The 16,064-nt window shown below is 66.6% G+C and carries 26 protein-coding genes; 3 read left to right on the top strand and 23 right to left on the bottom strand.

Going from position 1 to position 16,064, the window contains the following annotated elements:
* Window positions 1–91: 91 nt before the first annotated feature.
* The 7 genes from ACSFBE_RS21415 to ACSFBE_RS21445 form a co-directional block, all read right to left on the bottom strand.
* Window positions 92–544, bottom strand: a complete 453-nt coding sequence (locus tag ACSFBE_RS21415) for a Spy/CpxP family protein refolding chaperone (protein ID WP_435492426.1) — start codon at window positions 542–544, stop codon at window positions 92–94.
* 43 nt (window positions 545–587) lie between these two features.
* Window positions 588–950 (bottom strand): DUF4148 domain-containing protein, encoded by a 363-nt coding sequence (locus ACSFBE_RS21420; RefSeq protein WP_435492427.1) that lies wholly within the window; start codon window positions 948–950, stop codon window positions 588–590.
* Window positions 951–1,080: 130 nt separating this feature from the next.
* Window positions 1,081–2,883, bottom strand: a complete 1,803-nt coding sequence (ptsP, locus tag ACSFBE_RS21425) for a phosphoenolpyruvate--protein phosphotransferase (RefSeq protein WP_435492428.1) — start codon at window positions 2,881–2,883, stop codon at window positions 1,081–1,083.
* Window positions 2,884–2,989: 106 nt separating this feature from the next.
* Window positions 2,990–3,259 (bottom strand): HPr family phosphocarrier protein, encoded by a 270-nt coding sequence (locus tag ACSFBE_RS21430; RefSeq protein ID WP_435492429.1) that lies wholly within the window; start codon window positions 3,257–3,259, stop codon window positions 2,990–2,992.
* Entirely contained in the window at window positions 3,228–3,683 is a 456-nt protein-coding gene (locus ACSFBE_RS21435) for a PTS sugar transporter subunit IIA (RefSeq protein ID WP_435492430.1), read from the bottom strand. The genes ACSFBE_RS21430 and ACSFBE_RS21435 overlap by 32 nt, the downstream gene beginning before the upstream one ends.
* Before the next feature lie 49 nt (window positions 3,684–3,732).
* On the bottom strand, window positions 3,733–4,254 hold the full coding sequence (locus ACSFBE_RS21440) for a hypothetical protein (protein WP_435492431.1): 522 nt from the start codon (window positions 4,252–4,254) through the stop codon (window positions 3,733–3,735).
* Between the two features lie 53 nt (window positions 4,255–4,307).
* On the bottom strand, window positions 4,308–5,012 hold the full coding sequence (locus ACSFBE_RS21445; protein ID WP_435492432.1) for a DUF4197 domain-containing protein: 705 nt from the start codon (window positions 5,010–5,012) through the stop codon (window positions 4,308–4,310).
* Between the two features lie 13 nt (window positions 5,013–5,025).
* On the opposite strand from ACSFBE_RS21445, the gene ACSFBE_RS21450 reads away from it, so the two are divergent.
* Complete coding sequence (locus ACSFBE_RS21450) at window positions 5,026–5,523, top strand: TlpA disulfide reductase family protein (protein WP_435492433.1); 498 nt, start codon at window positions 5,026–5,028, stop codon at window positions 5,521–5,523.
* Between the two features lie 63 nt (window positions 5,524–5,586).
* Here ACSFBE_RS21450 and ACSFBE_RS21455 read toward each other — a convergent pair whose 3' ends face one another.
* Window positions 5,587–6,042: a c-type cytochrome gene (locus ACSFBE_RS21455; protein WP_435492434.1), complete on the bottom strand. Its 456-nt coding sequence runs from the start codon at window positions 6,040–6,042 to the stop codon at window positions 5,587–5,589.
* Between the two features lie 154 nt (window positions 6,043–6,196).
* On the opposite strand from ACSFBE_RS21455, the gene ACSFBE_RS21460 reads away from it, so the two are divergent.
* The gene (locus ACSFBE_RS21460) at window positions 6,197–6,907 is read left to right on the top strand and encodes a cytochrome b/b6 domain-containing protein (protein WP_435492435.1); all 711 of its coding nucleotides are present in this window, start codon (window positions 6,197–6,199) and stop codon (window positions 6,905–6,907) included.
* Complete coding sequence (locus tag ACSFBE_RS21465) at window positions 6,904–7,482, top strand: GNAT family N-acetyltransferase (RefSeq protein ID WP_435492436.1); 579 nt, start codon at window positions 6,904–6,906, stop codon at window positions 7,480–7,482. The genes ACSFBE_RS21460 and ACSFBE_RS21465 overlap by 4 nt, the downstream gene beginning before the upstream one ends.
* 18 nt (window positions 7,483–7,500) lie before the next feature.
* Here ACSFBE_RS21465 and ACSFBE_RS21470 read toward each other — a convergent pair whose 3' ends face one another.
* The 15 genes from ACSFBE_RS21470 to ACSFBE_RS21540 form a co-directional block, all read right to left on the bottom strand.
* Window positions 7,501–8,007: a peroxiredoxin gene (locus ACSFBE_RS21470; RefSeq protein WP_435492437.1), complete on the bottom strand. Its 507-nt coding sequence runs from the start codon at window positions 8,005–8,007 to the stop codon at window positions 7,501–7,503.
* A 72-nt stretch (window positions 8,008–8,079) separates the two neighbouring features.
* Window positions 8,080–8,349, bottom strand: coding sequence for a 30S ribosomal protein S17 (gene rpsQ / locus ACSFBE_RS21475; RefSeq protein WP_262073158.1), 270 nt, complete (start codon window positions 8,347–8,349; stop codon window positions 8,080–8,082).
* A gap of 9 nt (window positions 8,350–8,358) precedes the next feature.
* Window positions 8,359–8,565, bottom strand: coding sequence for a 50S ribosomal protein L29 (rpmC, locus tag ACSFBE_RS21480; protein WP_140844756.1), 207 nt, complete (start codon window positions 8,563–8,565; stop codon window positions 8,359–8,361).
* A 62-nt stretch (window positions 8,566–8,627) separates the two neighbouring features.
* Entirely contained in the window at window positions 8,628–9,044 is a 417-nt protein-coding gene (gene rplP, locus ACSFBE_RS21485; RefSeq protein WP_262073157.1) for a 50S ribosomal protein L16, read from the bottom strand.
* Window positions 9,045–9,096: 52 nt separating this feature from the next.
* Window positions 9,097–10,020 (bottom strand): 30S ribosomal protein S3, encoded by a 924-nt coding sequence (rpsC, locus tag ACSFBE_RS21490; RefSeq protein ID WP_262073583.1) that lies wholly within the window; start codon window positions 10,018–10,020, stop codon window positions 9,097–9,099.
* 13 nt (window positions 10,021–10,033) lie between these two features.
* Window positions 10,034–10,366, bottom strand: coding sequence for a 50S ribosomal protein L22 (rplV, locus tag ACSFBE_RS21495; RefSeq protein ID WP_007838134.1), 333 nt, complete (start codon window positions 10,364–10,366; stop codon window positions 10,034–10,036).
* 9 nt (window positions 10,367–10,375) lie between these two features.
* Entirely contained in the window at window positions 10,376–10,654 is a 279-nt protein-coding gene (rpsS, locus tag ACSFBE_RS21500; RefSeq protein ID WP_007838132.1) for a 30S ribosomal protein S19, read from the bottom strand.
* A gap of 11 nt (window positions 10,655–10,665) precedes the next feature.
* A complete protein-coding gene (gene rplB, locus ACSFBE_RS21505) occupies window positions 10,666–11,490 on the bottom strand; it encodes a 50S ribosomal protein L2 (protein ID WP_435452465.1) in 825 nt (274 codons plus the stop codon).
* A gap of 2 nt (window positions 11,491–11,492) precedes the next feature.
* Window positions 11,493–11,831: a 50S ribosomal protein L23 gene (gene rplW / locus ACSFBE_RS21510; RefSeq protein WP_286647087.1), complete on the bottom strand. Its 339-nt coding sequence runs from the start codon at window positions 11,829–11,831 to the stop codon at window positions 11,493–11,495.
* Window positions 11,828–12,448, bottom strand: coding sequence for a 50S ribosomal protein L4 (gene rplD / locus ACSFBE_RS21515; protein WP_140844740.1), 621 nt, complete (start codon window positions 12,446–12,448; stop codon window positions 11,828–11,830). The genes rplW and rplD overlap by 4 nt, the downstream gene beginning before the upstream one ends.
* Window positions 12,448–13,128: a 50S ribosomal protein L3 gene (rplC, locus tag ACSFBE_RS21520; protein ID WP_435452477.1), complete on the bottom strand. Its 681-nt coding sequence runs from the start codon at window positions 13,126–13,128 to the stop codon at window positions 12,448–12,450. The genes rplD and rplC overlap by 1 nt, the downstream gene beginning before the upstream one ends.
* Before the next feature lie 197 nt (window positions 13,129–13,325).
* Window positions 13,326–13,874 (bottom strand): hypothetical protein, encoded by a 549-nt coding sequence (locus ACSFBE_RS21525; protein WP_435492438.1) that lies wholly within the window; start codon window positions 13,872–13,874, stop codon window positions 13,326–13,328.
* 11 nt (window positions 13,875–13,885) lie between these two features.
* A complete protein-coding gene (locus tag ACSFBE_RS21530; protein ID WP_435492439.1) occupies window positions 13,886–15,358 on the bottom strand; it encodes a hypothetical protein in 1,473 nt (490 codons plus the stop codon).
* Between the two features lie 254 nt (window positions 15,359–15,612).
* Window positions 15,613–15,927 carry a 30S ribosomal protein S10 gene (rpsJ, locus tag ACSFBE_RS21535; protein WP_028250951.1) on the bottom strand — a complete coding sequence of 105 codons (315 nt, stop codon included), beginning with the start codon at window positions 15,925–15,927 and terminating at the stop codon, window positions 15,613–15,615.
* Between the two features lie 21 nt (window positions 15,928–15,948).
* Window positions 15,949–16,064 (bottom strand): EF-Tu C-terminal domain-related protein (locus ACSFBE_RS21540; RefSeq protein WP_475539687.1); only part of this gene is annotated, 116 nt, incomplete at its 5' end.

Genomic DNA, 16,064 nt, shown 5'->3' on the forward strand with positions numbered 1-16,064 from the left:
TGTGCCTAGTGGCGCAGGACCAGAGCAGGCCCGCGATCAGGCCGGCCGGCATGCGCGCGAGGGAGCAGAGCCCGGGCGGTGGGTCGGCCGGTCAGCCATGCCGGCCCCAGCGGCGGCCGCGTTCCATGAAGTCGCGCACCTTCTGCTGCTGCTCGGGCCGCAGGCTGTCGAAGAAGTCGGCGGCGGCGGCGATGACCTCCGGACTGCCGGCGCGCAGCGCCGTGGTCTTCTCCTCGACCAACCGGGCAGCGGCCGCCTGATCGAGCTTATCGCCGGCGAACAGCGCCCTGAACTGCGCCCGCGGGTCGCCGCTGCGCATGGCGCTGCGCTGGGCCTGCAGGCGTTCGGCCAGCGCGGTGAGTTTCAGTTGCTGGGCCTTGTCGAGTTCGAGCTTGCCGGCGACACGTTCGACCATGCGCTCGCGGAACTCGGCGGAATCGCGCTCGCCCCAGCCGTGGCGGTGTGCCGCGCAACCGGCGAGGCTGCCGACGAGGAGGGCGCCGCCGAAGAGGCCGACGAGGCTGCGTTGGATCCAGGTTTTCATGGGTGCACTCGCTGTGGAATCGGGGGGATGACAGAGGGGCCGCTCACAGCCGGCCGGTGGTGTCGCCGACAGCGCGCCGGTCGACCGGGTCGCGGGGGGGCGTGACCACGCGGCTGTTGACGCGCGAGCCGGCGCTGACGTTCTGGTGCGGTGCCGAGGCAGCACGGACGGCTTCAGCCATGACCGTCGCGCGGTCCTGCGACACGGCCATCGGATCGGCACCGCGCGAACCGCGCACGACGTTCTGGTCGGGCGACTGCGCCGCGCGCACCGCGTCGTGCATGACGTCGGCACGGCTGCGCCCCTGCGGTGCAGCGAGGACGCCGTCGTACTGTTCGGCCTGCGCGGCGGAGGCACCGAGCAGTGCAATCGCAGAGACGGCAAGGAAGGTCTGGCGGATGGTCATGTCGGGGCTCCTGAACGAGGAAGTGAAGGAGCCTCGATGGTCGGCCGCGCGCGTGCCGGCGTCCTTTCGCCGCCGTATCGGCGTGTTTCGTTTTATTGCGACGCCAGCGGCGACGCCGGGTGCAGACCGCTCAGCGCGGCGCGCTCAGCACGGCGGCCGGGTCGTCTGCTTCGAGCACGCCCTGGGCCCAGGCCACGAGCTTGCCGGTGTCGGCCCGCAGCACCTCCTGCTTGACCGCGAGGATCTGCGAGGGGTGCATCGAGAAGCTGCGCAGCCCGAGGCCCAGCAGCAGGCGCGTGAACGTCACGTCGCCGGCCATCTCGCCGCACACGCTCACGCCCTTGCCCTGCCGGCGGCACTCGGCGATGGTGTCGGCCACCAGGCGCAGCACCGCGGGATGCGCAGGGTCGTAAAGGTGCGCGACGGCCTCGTCGGCGCGGTCGATCGCCAGCGTGTACTGGATCAGGTCGTTGGTGCCGATCGACAGGAAATCGAAGTGCTTGAGGAAGATCCGCAACGTCAACGCGGCGGCCGGGATCTCGATCATCGCGCCCAGCTTGACCGGGCCGTGCACCGCACCGCGCCGGTCGAGCTGCGCGCGCGCCTCGTCGATGAGGCCGAGCGTCTGGCGGATCTCGCTGGCGTGGGCCAGCATCGGAATCAGCAGATGGATCTCGCCGTGCGCCGCGGCCCGCAGGATGGCGCGCAGCTGGGTCAGGAACATGGCCGGATCGGCCAGGCTCCAGCGGATGGCGCGCAGGCCCAGCGCCGGGTTCAGGTGCTCCTGACGGGCGGCCTTGCCGTCGAGCGGCTTGTCGGCACCGATGTCGATGGTGCGGATGGTCACCGGCATGCCCTGCATGCCGGTGATGGCCCGGCGGTAGGCTTGGTATTGCTCTTCCTCGTTAGGCAGGCGGGTGAGTTGCTGCGCCTCGCGGCCCATGAAGAGGAACTCGCTGCGGAAAAGCCCGACGCCGACGGCGCCGGCCTTGACCGCGCCGGCGGTGTCCTCGGGCATCTCGATGTTCGCCAGCAGGTCGACCCGCTCGCCGTCGAGGGTCACCGCCGGCTTGTGACGCAGCCGGGTGAGGCGGCCGCGTTCGAGTTCGCCCTGGCGCTGTTTGAACCCGTATTCGGCCAGGATGATCGGCGAGGGGTCGACGATCACCACGCCGGCATCGCCGTCGATGATGACCCAATCGTCCTGCCGCACCAGCTGGCTGGCGGTGCGCGCGCCGACCACTGCCGGAATGTCCATGCTGCGCGCCACGATGGCGGTGTGCGAGGTGCGGCCGCCGACGTCGGTCACGAAGCCGGCGAACACGCTCTTTTTGAACTGCAGCATGTCGGCCGGCGACAGGTCGTGCGCGATCAGCACCAGCGGCGCGTCGGCGCCTTCGCCGCTGGTCGGGTCGTGGTGCTCGTCGTCATCGGTCGCCGCCCGCTTGCGCTTGGGCGGCGTCGGCGCCAGCACGGCCGCGGTGCCCTTCATGCGATGCAGCATGCGCTCGACGACCTGCTCCAGGTCGGCCTTGCGCTCACGCAGGTACGCGTCCTCCATCTCGTCGAACTGACGAGCGATCACCTCCAGCTGGGTGGTGAGCGCCCATTCGGCGTTGTAGAGGCGCTCGGTGATCCAGTGCTTGACGCCGTCGCTGAGCGCTTCGTCCTGCAACAGCATCTGGTGCACCTCGAGCAGCGCCGCCAATTCGTGCGGCGCCTCGCTCGGGCCCATGAGCGCGACGTTCGCCTGCAGCTTGGTGAGCTCGTCGGCCACCGCGTTGCGCGCACTGCGCACCCGCTGGATTTCGGTCTCGACCTGCTCGGGCTGGATGAAATAGTGCGCGACGTCGATGCGGCTCGACACCACCAGCACTGCCCGCCCGATGGCAATGCCACGGGCCACCGGCAGTCCGTGGATCGCGAAAGTCATGGCATGAGGCGCACGGGCAACGGACGGCCGGCGCCGGGCCGCCCCAAGCCGGCCGCACCCCCTCGGGGGGCAGCGACGATACGCAGTGCGGAGCGTGGGGGCAACATCACTCGCCCTCGCCGAACTTGTCGTTCATCAGGGCCACCAGCGCGTCCATCGCCTGCTGCTCCTGCTCGCCGTTGGTCTCGATTTCGACGGTCACACCGATGCCGGCGGCCAGCATCATCACGCCCATGATGCTCTTGGCGTTGACGCGGCGATCGCCCCGCCCCAGCCAGACTTCACAGGGAAAGCTGCCGGCCAGTTTGGTGAGCTTGGCCGACGCGCGGGCGTGCAGGCCCAGCTTATTGCTGATGGTCACGGATGTCTTGATCACTGTGCTTTCTTCTTGCCTGGTTCTGGGGAGCCGCCACCGCGACCTGCATCACCCCCGCCGTGCCGCCGGCCATGGCCCGCTGCACCAGCGCCTCGAGCGGCTCGTTGCGGTAGCTCACCGCGCGCAGCAGCATCGGCAGGTTGACACCGGCGACAAGGCGCGAACGCGCGCCGTCGACCAGCTTCTGCGCCACGTTGCAGGGCGTGGCGCCGAACACGTCGGCCAGCACCAGCACCTGCGAGCGGGGCGTGCGCAGCGCCATCTCGAGCGTGATGCGCGCGGCCGCCAGCGTTTCTTCCGGCGACACGTTGGGCAACACGTCGAGCGCGGCGATGTTCTGCTCGCAGTCGGGAAACACATGCAGCGCGCACTGCCGCAGCGCCTGGGCGAGCGGAGCGTGCGCGATGAGAAAGATGCTGTTCATGCGATGCAGAAGGTCGAACGTCGATTATGCGGGGATGGCCGGGCGGCGCTCACGGCAGACGCAAGCCCTCGTCGAAGGTGACCATGGCGCCGGCGTCGGAGGGCCGGCCTGCCACGGTGGCCTGGTACAGCGAGACGCCGCCGGCACGTGCCTGCGCGAACCAGAGCCGGTGCGATGCGGTCGGCCCTTCGACGTCGAAGCGGACCGGTGCCGGTTGGGGCGCCGCGCGCGGCACCGTGGGGGCGGTTTCGGTGGCGGCCCCAGCGGCCAGCTGCGAGCGCGTGGCAGCGCGCCATGCCAGCAGCCAGGCCTCGGCCTGCGCGGTGTCGGCCGCGCGCGCGTGCGCCACCGCGAAGGTCGCCCCCCCCGCTTCGCAGCCCACCACCTCGACATCGACCGTGGCTCCCCCGAGCGGCACCGAACGGGTGGCGCGGTCGGGCTTGCAAGGCAGCATCGCGACCAGCCCGGCATCGCCGACAGGCACTTCGCGCCAGTTGAAAGTGGGACTGCAGGCCGCAAGGGCCGCGGCAAGAACGGGAGCAACCGCCAGGGTGCGGGACAGGAATGGCATCGGACGGCCATTATCGAGCGCCGCCCGCTCCACGGGGGCGGCATGGCTTCCGCTCAGCGCAGGGCGCCGAAGACCTTCTGCAGGATGGCACTGCCGCTGCCCACGGGGTCCTGGCGGATCTTGCGCTCCTCCTCGCCGATCATCAGGTAGAGGCCGTCGAGCGACTTGCCGGTGACGTAGCTCTGGAGGTTGGCGTCCTCCTTCTTCACCAGACCCAGGCCGGCGGCCTTGCCAGCGAACTTGTTGTACTTCTCGGCCAGCTTGACCTTGACGGTGGCGGCGGTGACGACGGGCAGGAAGCGCTCGGTCAGCGGCACCCGGGTCTTGCCGGCGAAAAACTGCGTCACCGAGTTCTCGCCGCCGGTGAGGATGCCTTTGGCATCGGTCACGCTCATGGTCCGGACGGCACCGATGAGCAGATCCTTCGCGGCCGGCACGGCCTGCTCGGCCGCCCGGTTCATCGCCGTCACCAGCTCGTCGATGCGGCTGCCCTGGCCCATCATGCGCAGCACCTTCGAGCCGTCTTCCAGGTAGCCGGGCAAGGGAATGCGCACCTTCGGATTGCCGAGGAAGCCGTCGGGGCGGCCCAGCAGGCCGACCGCAACGGTGGCGCCCTTCTCGAGCGCGGCCTTGACGCCGCCGGCGGCGTCGGCGCTGCTGAGGTCGCCGAGCGTCAGAGCCTGCGCCTGCCGCGTGGCCAGCAATACCAGAGAAGCCGGCACGGACAGGCAGGCGGAACTAAAATTACGGCGCTTCATCGATTCATCTCCCATGAAAAAACTCATCCCTGTCGCCGCCCTTGCGATCGCCCTGGCCGCCGGCGCAGGCGTCTACCTCAACACGGGGGTGTCGGCCGCACCCGCGTCGACCTTCGTGCTGCTCGACGGCAGCAAGAAGACCACCGAGGACCTCAAGGGCAAGGTGACGCTGGTGAACTTCTGGGCCACCAGCTGCGTGACCTGCGTGGGCGAGATGCCCAAGGTGATCGCCACCTACGACAAGTACAAGGCGCAAGGCTACGACACCTTGGCGATCGCGATGAGCTACGACCCGCCGAGCTACGTGGTGAACTTCACAGAAAGCCGCAAGCTGCCGTTCCAGGTGGCGATCGACAACACCGGCGCCGTCGCCAAAGCCTGGGGCGACGTGGCGCTCACGCCGACGACCTACATCGTCAACAAGCGCGGCGAGATCGTGAAGCGCTACGTGGGCGAGCCCGACTTCGCCGAACTGCACAAGCTGATCGAGAAGCTGCTGGCCGAGGCCTGAGCGACGCAGACCCCAGAAAAAAAGGCACCGCGAGGTGCCTTTTTCGTGGGTGATCCCCGCGGATCAGCGCGCCCTGAAGCTGTCGTGGCACGCCTTGCACGATGCGCCGGCCGGGCCGACGGCCGCCTTGATGGCGTCCAGGCTGCCGGTCTTGGCGGCGGCGGCCAGCTTGACCATCTCGGTGTCGGCCTTGCCGGCGAGGTCCTTGAACTTGGCCTGCTCGGTCCAGACTTCCGGCCGCGCCTTGCCACCCTCGGTGCCGGGGCCGAACGCCGCCCAGGGTTGCTTGATGAGCTCGGCCACGCGGGCTGCGCTCTCGTCGGCCACCTTGGCGTTGAAGTCGTCGCGGCCAGACGCCATGTCGGCGACCCGCTTGAAGTTCTGCTGCAGTTCCTTCAACGTGGCCTGACGGAACTTGATCGCGTCCTCGGGCTTGTCGAACTTCTGCGGCTGGGCCAGGGCGGGCAGCGCGGCGACGGCAAGCACCGCAGCACATGCCAGGGCGGCAAGACGAATCATGGTTTTCCTTTTTATGGATCGTGGAACGGCACCGCGGCGCAGCGCCGACGGCAGTTTAGGGGGCGCGCGTCGGTCCCGGCCTGGACGCAGGGATTTCCGATCGCCAGGCACGGATTTGCTAATCTGCGCCTTCCACAGTCCCTCCCACCCGACGATGCCCCCCGCTCCCTCCCCTGCGCGCCCCTCGACGCCGCCTGCCGACGAGGTGCGCACCCGCATCTGGGACTTGCCCACCCGCCTGTTCCATTGGCTGCTGGCCGTCGCGGTCCTTGGCGTGCTCGTGACCGGCTGGACCGGCGTGATGGACTGGCACTTCCGCCTCGGCTACGCGGTGCTCGCGCTGCTGCTGTTCCGGCTCGTGTGGGGCTTCGTCGGTGGGCGCTGGTCGCGCTTCGCGGCCTTCGTTCACCGGCCGCGCTCTGTGGTTGCTTATCTGCGAGGCCAGGCGCATCCGGACCACCTCGTCGGGCACAACCCGCTCGGGTCGCTCTCGGTCTTCGCGATGCTGGTCATCCTGATCCTTCAGGTCGCGACCGGCCTGGTCGCCGACGACGCGATCACCTACGCGGGGCCACTGGCACATACCGTGTCCGGGGCGTTGAGCGGCCGCGCGACCGGCTGGCATGCCGAGTGGGGCAAGTGGGCCGTGATCGCGCTCATCGTGCTTCACCTGGCTGCGGTGCTGTACTACGCCGTGGTGCGTCGCCACACACTCGTGGCGCCGATGATCACCGGCGACAAGATGTTTCCATCGGCCGCGTCGGTGGCACCCAGCCGCGACGGCGCCGGCTCGCGCTGGTTGGCCCTGGCCCTGTTCGCCGGATGCATCGCCGTGGTCGCCTGGATCAGCACGGTTCGCCCATGAGCTTCTCGCCATCCCGCCCACTGCCGCTGGTCGGTGCACCCGACATCGTGCTGCTCACGCCGGACGATCCGACGGCGCTCGCGGCCACCCGATCGATCTTCCTGGAATACGCGTCCGGGCTCGAGATCGACCTGTGCTTCCAGAACTTCGACGATGAGCTGGTGCGCCTTCCCGGCGACTACGCCGAGCCCCGCGGCGCCCTCCTGCTGGCGCTGGTCGATGCCGGTGCGCACGAGGCGCCCGGCGCGCCGGCGCTGACCCTGTCGGACGGCCGGGCTGCGCATGTGGCGGGTTGCTGCGCCTTGCGCCCGCTCGACACCGCCGACTACCCGAATGCGGCGGAGATGAAGCGGCTCTATGTGCGCCCCGGTTTCCGCGGCCTGGGGCTCGGACGCCGTCTGGCGGAATCCATCCTCGACGCAGCGCGCGCCGCTGGCTATGCCTGCGTGCTGCTGGACACCCTCGACGACATGGAGTCTGCCCGTGCGCTCTACGAGGACCTGGGCTTCGCCGAGATCCCGCCCTACTATCACAACCCCATCGCGGGCTCGCATTACCTCAAGGTCGAGCTGTAGCGCGAGCGGGGTTGAGTCTCAGCCCCTGGCTTGGGCCAGCAGCGTTTCGGCGTTGCTGACCTCGAACTTGCCGGGCGCTTCGACGTTGAGCGAGGCGACCTTGCCGTCTTTCACCAGCATCGAGTAGCGGTTGCTGCGCAGGCCCATGCCGCGGCCGGTGAGGTCGAGCGTCAGGCCGGTCGCCTTGGCGAAGTCGGCGCTGCCGTCGGCCAGCATGCGCACCTTGGTGCCGGTCTTCTGGTCGCGCGCCCAGGCGCCCATCACGAAGGCGTCGTTCACGCTCAGGCACCAGATCTCGTCCACGCCGGCGGCCTTGAAGTCGTCGTAGTGCTGCACATAGCCGGGCACGTGCTTGGCCGAGCAGGTCGGCGTGAAGGCGCCGGGCAGCGCGAACAGCGCGATGGTCTTGCCCGCCGTCGCCTTGGCCACGTCCACCGGGTTCGGACCGAGGCTGCAGCCCTCGCCCTCTACCTCCGAATACTCCTGCAGGGTGACGGAAGGAAGGGAATCGCCGACTGTGATCATGATGAAAGTGCTCCGCAAAAAAGAAAACGGCCCACATTGTGGGCCGTTTCCGGGGTGGGCGTGTGCCCAGGGTCAGACCAGGGCGGCCTTCTCGACCAGGCGGGTCACGACCCAGTTCTTGGTCTTCGAGATCGGCCGGCTTTCGGTGATCTCGATGGTGTCGCCCAGGTGGTACTCGCCCTTTTCGTCATGGGCGTGGTACTTGCTGGTCTTGGCCACGATCTTGCCGTAGAGCTCGTGCTTCACACGACGCTCGACCAGCACGGTCACGGTCTTCTCACGCTTGTCGCTCACGACCTTGCCGATCAAGGTGCGCTTGAGGGATTTTTTAGCTTCCGTCATGTCTGCTCCTTACTTGGCGGCGGTCTCTTGCGACTTCTGCGCAAGAATGGTCTTGGCGCGAGCGATGTCGCGACGTGTCACGCGCAGCGTCGAGGTGTTCGACAGCTGTTGCGTGGCCTTCTGCATGCGCAGGCCGAAATGGGCCTTCTGCAGATCCTTGATTTCAGTTGCCAGGCCGGCGACGTCTTTTTCGCGCAGCGTTGCAGCCTTCGACACCTTGACCGGCTTGGCCGCGGCGTCCTTCTTCTTACGTGTTGCCATGAGTGTTCTCTCCTCGATCAGGTGCCGAGCTGGCGCGCGACGAAGGTGGTACGCAGCGGCAGCTTGGCAGCAGCCAGGCGGAACGCTTCGCGGGCGAGTTCTTCGGGCACGCCGACGATCTCGAACACGATCTTGCCGGGCTGAATCTCGGCCACGTAGTACTCGGGGTTGCCCTTGCCGTTACCCATCCGCACTTCAGCGGGCTTGGTCGAAATCGGCTTGTCGGGAAACACGCGGATCCAGATGCGGCCACCGCGCTTCACGTGGCGCGAGATCGCGCGACGTGCCGCTTCGAGTTGGCGCGCGGTCAGACGGCCGCGGTCGGTGCATTTCAGGCCGAAGTCGCCGAAGGCGACCGAATTGCCCGTGGTCGCAACACCGGTGTTGCGGCCCTTTTGTTCCTTGCGGAACTTTCTACGTGCAGGTTGCAGCATGTTTTCTTACTCCGTGATGACCCCGGGCACTTGCGCGCCCGGGAGCGACCGATTACTCGGTCTTGGCACCGTCAGCTGCTGCAGCTGGCGCGGCTTTGCGGACGCGCTTAACGGCGGGTTTCGGGGCGTCTGCACCCGGTGCGGCTGCACCGGTGGCTTCTGCGGGCTTGTCGCTGCCATCGGCCGGTGCGGTGTTGCCACCGATCGGGCCACGGGCACCGGCGCGCGGGCCAGGACCGCGACGGTCCGAACCCGGACGGTCGCCACCCGGGCGGCCATCGCGACGCGGGCCGCGGGGGCGGCGCTCGTCGTCGGGACGCGGCGTTTCGACGGCCGGCAGGTCGTTGCGACCCAGCGTGTCGCCCTTGTAGACCCAGACCTTGACGCCGATGACGCCGTACGTGGTCTTGGCTTCCGAGGTGCCGTAGTCGATGTCGGCGCGCAGCGTGTGAAGCGGCACGCGACCTTCGCGGTACCACTCGCAACGTGCGATTTCGATGCCGTTCAGGCGGCCGGACGACATGATCTTGATGCCCTGGGCACCCAGACGCATGGCGTTCTGCATCGCACGCTTCATGGCGCGGCGGAACATGATCCGCTTTTCGAGCTGCTGCGTGATGCTGTCGGCGATCAGCTTGGCATCGATTTCGGGCTTGCGCACTTCTTCGATGTTCACTGCCACCGGCACACCCAGCTGCCGGCCGAGTTCGCGCTTGAGGTTCTCGATGTCTTCACCCTTCTTGCCGATCACGACGCCCGGACGTGCCGAGTAGATCGTGATGCGTGCATTCTTGGCGGGACGCTCGATCATCACGCGGGAAACCGACGCGTTCTTGAGCTTCTTCTTCAGGTACTCGCGCACCTTGATGTCCTCCGCCAGCATGCCGGCGAAGTCCTTGTTGCTGGCATACCAGCGGCTGGACCAGTTACGGCTGACCGCAAGGCGGAAGCCAGTGGGGTGGATTTTTTGTCCCATAGTCTTCCGGCCTTTAGTTGCCAACCGTCACGTACACATGGCACGTGGGCTTGCTGATGCGGTTGCCGCGGCCCTTGGCGCGGGCGGTGAAGCGCTTGAGCGTGGCGCCTTGTTCGACGTAGATGGTCTTGACCTTCAATTCGTCGATGTCGGCACCGTCGTTGTGCTCGGCGTTGGCAATCGCCGACTCGAGCACCTTCTTGATGATCACAGCGGCTTTTTTCTGCGTGAACTGCAGAACGTTGAGCGCTTGATCGACCTTCTTGCCGCGGATGAGGTCCGCGACCAGACGGCCCTTGTCGACCGACAGGCGGACACCGCGGAGGACTGCACGTGTTTCAGACATGGTCGTTCCTTACTTCTTCTGGACTTTCTTGTCCGCGGGGTGCCCCTTGAACGTACGCGTGAGCGCAAATTCGCCGAGCTTGTGGCCGACCATTTGGTCGGTGATGTACACGGGCACGTGCTGCTTGCCGTTGTGCACGGCAATGGTCAGACCGATGAACTCGGGCAGAACCATCGAGCGACGCGACCAGGTCTTGATCGGCTTCTTGTCCTTGGTCGTCACAGCCTTGTCGGCCTTGGCCACCAGATGGTGGTCGACGAAAGGACCCTTCTTGAGAGAGCGAGTCATGTGCTATCCCCTTATTTCTTGCGACGCGACACGATGAAGACCTGCGTGCGCTTGTTGTTACGGGTGCGATAGCCCTTGGTGAGATTGCCCCACGGGTCGACCGGATGACGGCCTTCGCCGGTCTTGCCCTCGCCACCACCGTGCGGGTGGTCGACCGGGTTCATCACCACACCGCGAACGGTCGGGCGAATACCCATGTGACGCTTCGCACCGGCCTTGCCCAGACGGCGCAGGCTGTGCTCTTCGTTGGCGACTTCGCCGATCGTGGCGCGGCACTCAACGTGCACGCGACGCACTTCACCCGAGCGCATGCGCACCTGGGCGTAAACGCCTTCACGTGCCAGCAGCGTGGCCGAGGTGCCAGCCGAGCGTGCGATCTGCGCGCCCTTGCCGGGCTGCAGTTCGATGCAATGGATGGTCGAACCCACGGGGATGTTGCGGATCGGCAGCGTATTGCCGGCGCGGATCGGGGCTTCCGAACCGCTCAGCAGCGTGGCGCCAGCTTCCAGACCGCGCGGGGCGATGATGTAGCGGCGCTCGCCGTCGGCGTAGCACACCAGCGCGATGTGGGCGGTGCGGTTCGGGTCGTACTCGATACGTTCGACCTTGGCCGGGATGCCGTCCTTGTTGCGCACGAAGTCGACCACGCGGTAATGGTGCTTGTGACCACCGCCGCGATGGCGAATCGTGATGTGACCGTTGTTGTTCCGGCCGGCAGCCTGGAACTGCGGCTCGAGCAACGGAGCGTGCGGTGCACCCTTGTACAGGTGGTCCCGCGAGATCTTCACCGCGCCGCGTTGACCCGGCGAAGTGGGCTTTATCTTGATGACGGCCATGATTAAGCGCCTTCCCCGACGAGGTTGAGCTCTTGACCCGGCTTCAGCGTGACATAGGCCTTGCGAACATTGTCGCGGCGACCGATGGACTTGCCGAAGCGCTTGGTCTTGCCCTTGGTGTTGAGCACGGACACGCCCTGGACTTCGACCTTGAACATCAGTTCAACAGCGGCCTTGATCTCGGGCTTGGTGGCGTCCTGCAACACCTTGAAAGTGACGGCATTCGACTTCTCGCCGACCATCGTTGCCTTTTCGGACACGATCGGTGCGACCAGCACGGCCATCAGGCGACCTTCAGCGAACTGAGTCCGGAAGGCAGGCGTAGGGTTCATGCGGCTCATGCGAACATCTCCTTGAGCTTGTCGACGGCGCCCTTGGTGACGATCACCTTCTTGTAATGCACCAGCGACACCGGATCGGCGTAACGCGGCTCGACGACGAGCACGTTCACCAGGTTGCGCGAGGCGAGGTACAGGTTTTCGTCGACTTCCTCGGCGATCACGAGGACCGACGCGAGATTCATCGCCTTGAACTTGTCAGCCAGCGGCTTGGTCTTGGGCGAGTCGACCTTGATCGAATCGACCACGGCCAGACGGCCTTCACGAGCGAGCTGCGAGAGGATGGCGGCCATGCCGGCGCGGTACATCTTCTTGTTGATCTTCTGCGTGAAGTTTTCGTCGGGCATGTTCGGGAAAATGCGGCCGCCGCCACGCCACAGGGGCGAAGACGTCATACCGGCACGGGCACGGCCCGTTCCCTTTTGCTTGAAAGGCTTCTTGGTCGAGTGATGGACCTGTTCGCGGTCCTTCTGGGCGCGCGTGCCTTGGCGGGCATTGGCCTGGAATGCAACGACGATCTGGTGGACCAGGTCTTCGTTGTAGTCACGGCCGAACACGGTTTCGGGGACGTCGAATTTCGACGCGGCCTGGCCTTGTTCGTTCAGGAGTTCGAGTTGCATTACTTCGCTCCTTCAGCCGCTTGCGGCTTGGCCTTGATCGCAGGACGCACGGTGACGAAGCCACCCTTCGAACCCGGGATCGCGCCCTTGATGAGCAGCAGTTGACGGGCTTCGTCAATGCGGATCACGTCGAGGTTCTGCGTGGTCACGGTGACGTCGCCGAGGTGGCCCGTCATGCGCTTGCCCGGGAACACACGGCCCGGATCCTGCGCCATACCGATGGAACCCGGCACGTTGTGCGAACGGCTGTTGCCGTGCGACGCGCGCTGCGAGCTCATGTTGTGACGCTTGATGGTGCCAGCGAAGCCCTTGCCGATGGAAGTGCCTTGCACGTCCACCTTCTGGCCCACCGCGAACACGCTGCCTGCGGCGATCACGCCACCGGCCTTGTGCTGACCGGCCGTATCGGCGGTCACGCGGAATTCCTGGATGATTTCACCGGCTTCGACACCCGCCTTGGCGAGATGGCCTGCTGCCGGCTTGGTCACGCGCGATGCCTTGCGCGAGCCGAACGTCACTTGAAGCGCGACGTAGCCGTCGGTCTCTTGCGACTTGATCTGGGTCACACGGTTGTTGGACACATCCACCACCGTGACAGGAACTGCGTCCCCGTCATCGGTGAAGAGACGCATCATCCCCACCTTGCGGCCCAGCAACCCGAGGGAGTTGCTCAGACTCATATGTTTTCTCCAAAAATGGAAGTCTCCCTTCGCCGCTGCCACTTCAATTGGCGACAGCGTTGGCTGCTCCGGTTGAGGGGAACCAGCCACGAAGGAAGGTTGATAAAGTCTGCCTGTCCCGCACCCCTGGAGGCGCAAAACGGGCAGAGCCGGCGATTATAGCCCGCGTCCGCCGATCCGCACAAGCGGGCCCGACCTCAAGGCACGGGGATCGTCAGGATCTTGTCGCCCGAAGGCGTCGACTTGAGGTCACCGCGCAGCTTGGGGGAAGCCGACTTGCCGACTTGCACGGCGACAGAGCTGACGCTGGTCAGCCCCTGTTGCGTGGTGAACACGTGGAGGTAGGCGAGGCCTTCCGACGTCGGGATCACGGGAACGGTCAGCGTGGGCGCGGATGCCCCGGCCGACAACGGGAAGTCGCCGCTGTAGGCCGATGGCAGCGTCAGACCGGCATCGACGGTGAACCGCACCCGAGCGCCGGCCGGATCGGTGACGCCGTCGAAGCTCAGGGCGATCGGCAGCGCCCCGCCCAAGCGGGCAGCACCGTCGATGCGGAACTGCACCTCGATGCCCGAGCCGTTCGACTTGCGCGGCGCCGCGGGCTTCATTGCCAGGCGGGGCGGGGCGCCGGCGGCGTCGACCGACGCCGGGCGCGCGCCGTCGGCGCAGGCCGGAAGCGCCGTCAATGCGCCGAGCAGGGTGGCCGCAACGGTTGCGCGGAGAGCAAGGTATGAATGTGCACGCATCGCAGCGCTCCTCAATTGATCGTCACGGCGAAACAGGACGTCGTCGCGATCCTGGAGGATGGCAACGGCGGCGCGTTCGCGTCCTCGAGTACCAGGATGCTCTCGCCGGCCGGCAGGTTCAGCGTTGCGTTCTCGATGCCCGCCCCGGAATTGAGACTGGCGTTGACCCAACCGCCTTGGTAGATCTCGAAGTTCGGGTTGGTCGCGGCAGGGCCAGTGACCGTGATCTGGTGCGCCCCCGCGCTGGCCAGGGTGAAGCGCAGGTAGGCAAAGTGTCCCAGCTTGTTGCCGCTCCCCGCCTGGTTGGTCACGCACAGCGAGGCGGGCGAGGACTGGTACAGAGGCGTCGCCTCGGTGACGTCGCCATTGTTCGTCTCGCTCCCGCCAAAAGGATCGGTGGTCGACGTGCTGATCGATTGGCCCGCGAGCAGGCTGACCAGCGTGCCCGTCTGGGACGGCGCTGCGTTGGCAAAGGCGACGGCGAAAGGGTGGATCGATGTAACCGCCAGCCCGGTCTTGAACGGTCCGGTCATGGCGCTGTGGATGGCGGCGAAACCGGCAGCGCGCTCCAGGTTCCAGAAGATGGATTGAATCGAGAACTCCCGGAACCATCCCCGGTTGGTCGCGGGCCCGACGCTCAGATCCAAGACACCACTTTCGGCGGGCCTGTTCGACAGAGAATCAGCATAGGTGGAGCGGCCCAGCGCAATGCCGGACCACGCGTTGCCCCATCCTTCGGAAAAGGCCAGGCGCCTGTCGAGCAGATCGGCGCCGCTGTGTGCGCCGCCAGGCGAATCGTCGCGACTGAAGGCCGATTGGTAGTAGTGGCCCCATTCATGCGAGATGACGGAGGCGTCGTATTCGTCGGTGTCGGTCGCGGCATCGCCCAGCACATAGATGGCGCGAGTGCCGCCACTGGTCACCGAGAACGAGGTTGTGCCGATCTGTCCGGAGGCTGGACTGCCGGAGGAACTTACGTTGTTGACGCTCCAGAAAACACGCAGGCCCGGAAAACTTGCCGTGGGCGACACGCTCAATACCTTGCCGATGTTCGTGTAGATCGTGTCGAGCAGTGCGAAAGGTCCGGCTGCCCGCTCGGCGGTGTAGCTCGCGCCTCCCCAGCCGGAGGGTGCATGGATGCTGCGTTGCAGCGTGGCTGAGCCGCCGCTCGAGAAGGTACTGGAGCCGATCGCATAAATCGCGTCGGAGGCGGTGTTGTCGCGCACCGTCACGTCCCAGCTCGGCGCGCTGCTGCGCACTAGCTGCGCACGAACCCGGAGTCTCACCATGGTGTTGGCAGGGATCGACAACGCGTAATCGCCGCTGTCGCTGGTGGTGCCGCTCGCCAACACCGCTTGACCATCTTCGCTCGTGAGTTCCACCGTAGCGCCCCGGAGGGGCTTGACCGCCGTTGCCGCGTAGTCAAGCGCGCCGCTGGGTGCATTCGGCACGGAGTCGAAGGTGGCGACGCCCTGGACGATCACCGCACTCGACGCAGAAGCCGCGCTCCCTCCGCCTCCGCCTCCGCCTCCGCTGCCCCCGCCCCCGCCCCCGCCGCCGCAGGCAGCTAGAGCGGCAATCGCCATCCAAAGGCAAGCCCGTGAAATGCACTTCCCCACCATGAACGACTCCTTGCCGGCCCAAGCCAAAGCGGCCAGCCCGAAGAATGCCACACCGCAAAGACAAAGCCCGCCGGCATTGCTACCGGCGGGCTTCGTTGCATGCAGGAAACGCGGTGTTACTGCAGCTTGATCTCGACGTCGACGCCGGCCGGGAGGTCGAGCTTCATCAGCGCGTCCACGGTCTTGTCGGTCGGGTCGACGATGTCCATCAGGCGCTGATGCGTGCGGATCTCGAACTGGTCGCGCGAGGTCTTGTTGACGTGCGGCGAACGCAGGATGTCGAAACGCTTCATGCGGGTCGGCAGGGGCACGGGGCCCTTGACGATCGCGCCGGTGCGCTTGGCGGTGTCGACGATTTCAGCGGCCGATTGGTCGATCAGCTTGTAATCGAATGCCTTCAGGCGGATGCGGATCTTTTGCTTGGTAGCCATGGTGATTCCTTTGCGTCCGGCTTAGATGTCGAGGATCTTGGCCACGACGCCCGAACCCACGGTACGGCCGCCTTCGCGGATGGCGAAGCGCAGGCCTTCTTCCATCGCGATCGGGTTGATCAGCTTGACGGTGATGC

The organism is Variovorax sucrosi (assembly GCF_051216635.1).
Classification (GTDB): Bacteria; Pseudomonadota; Gammaproteobacteria; order Burkholderiales; family Burkholderiaceae_C; genus Variovorax.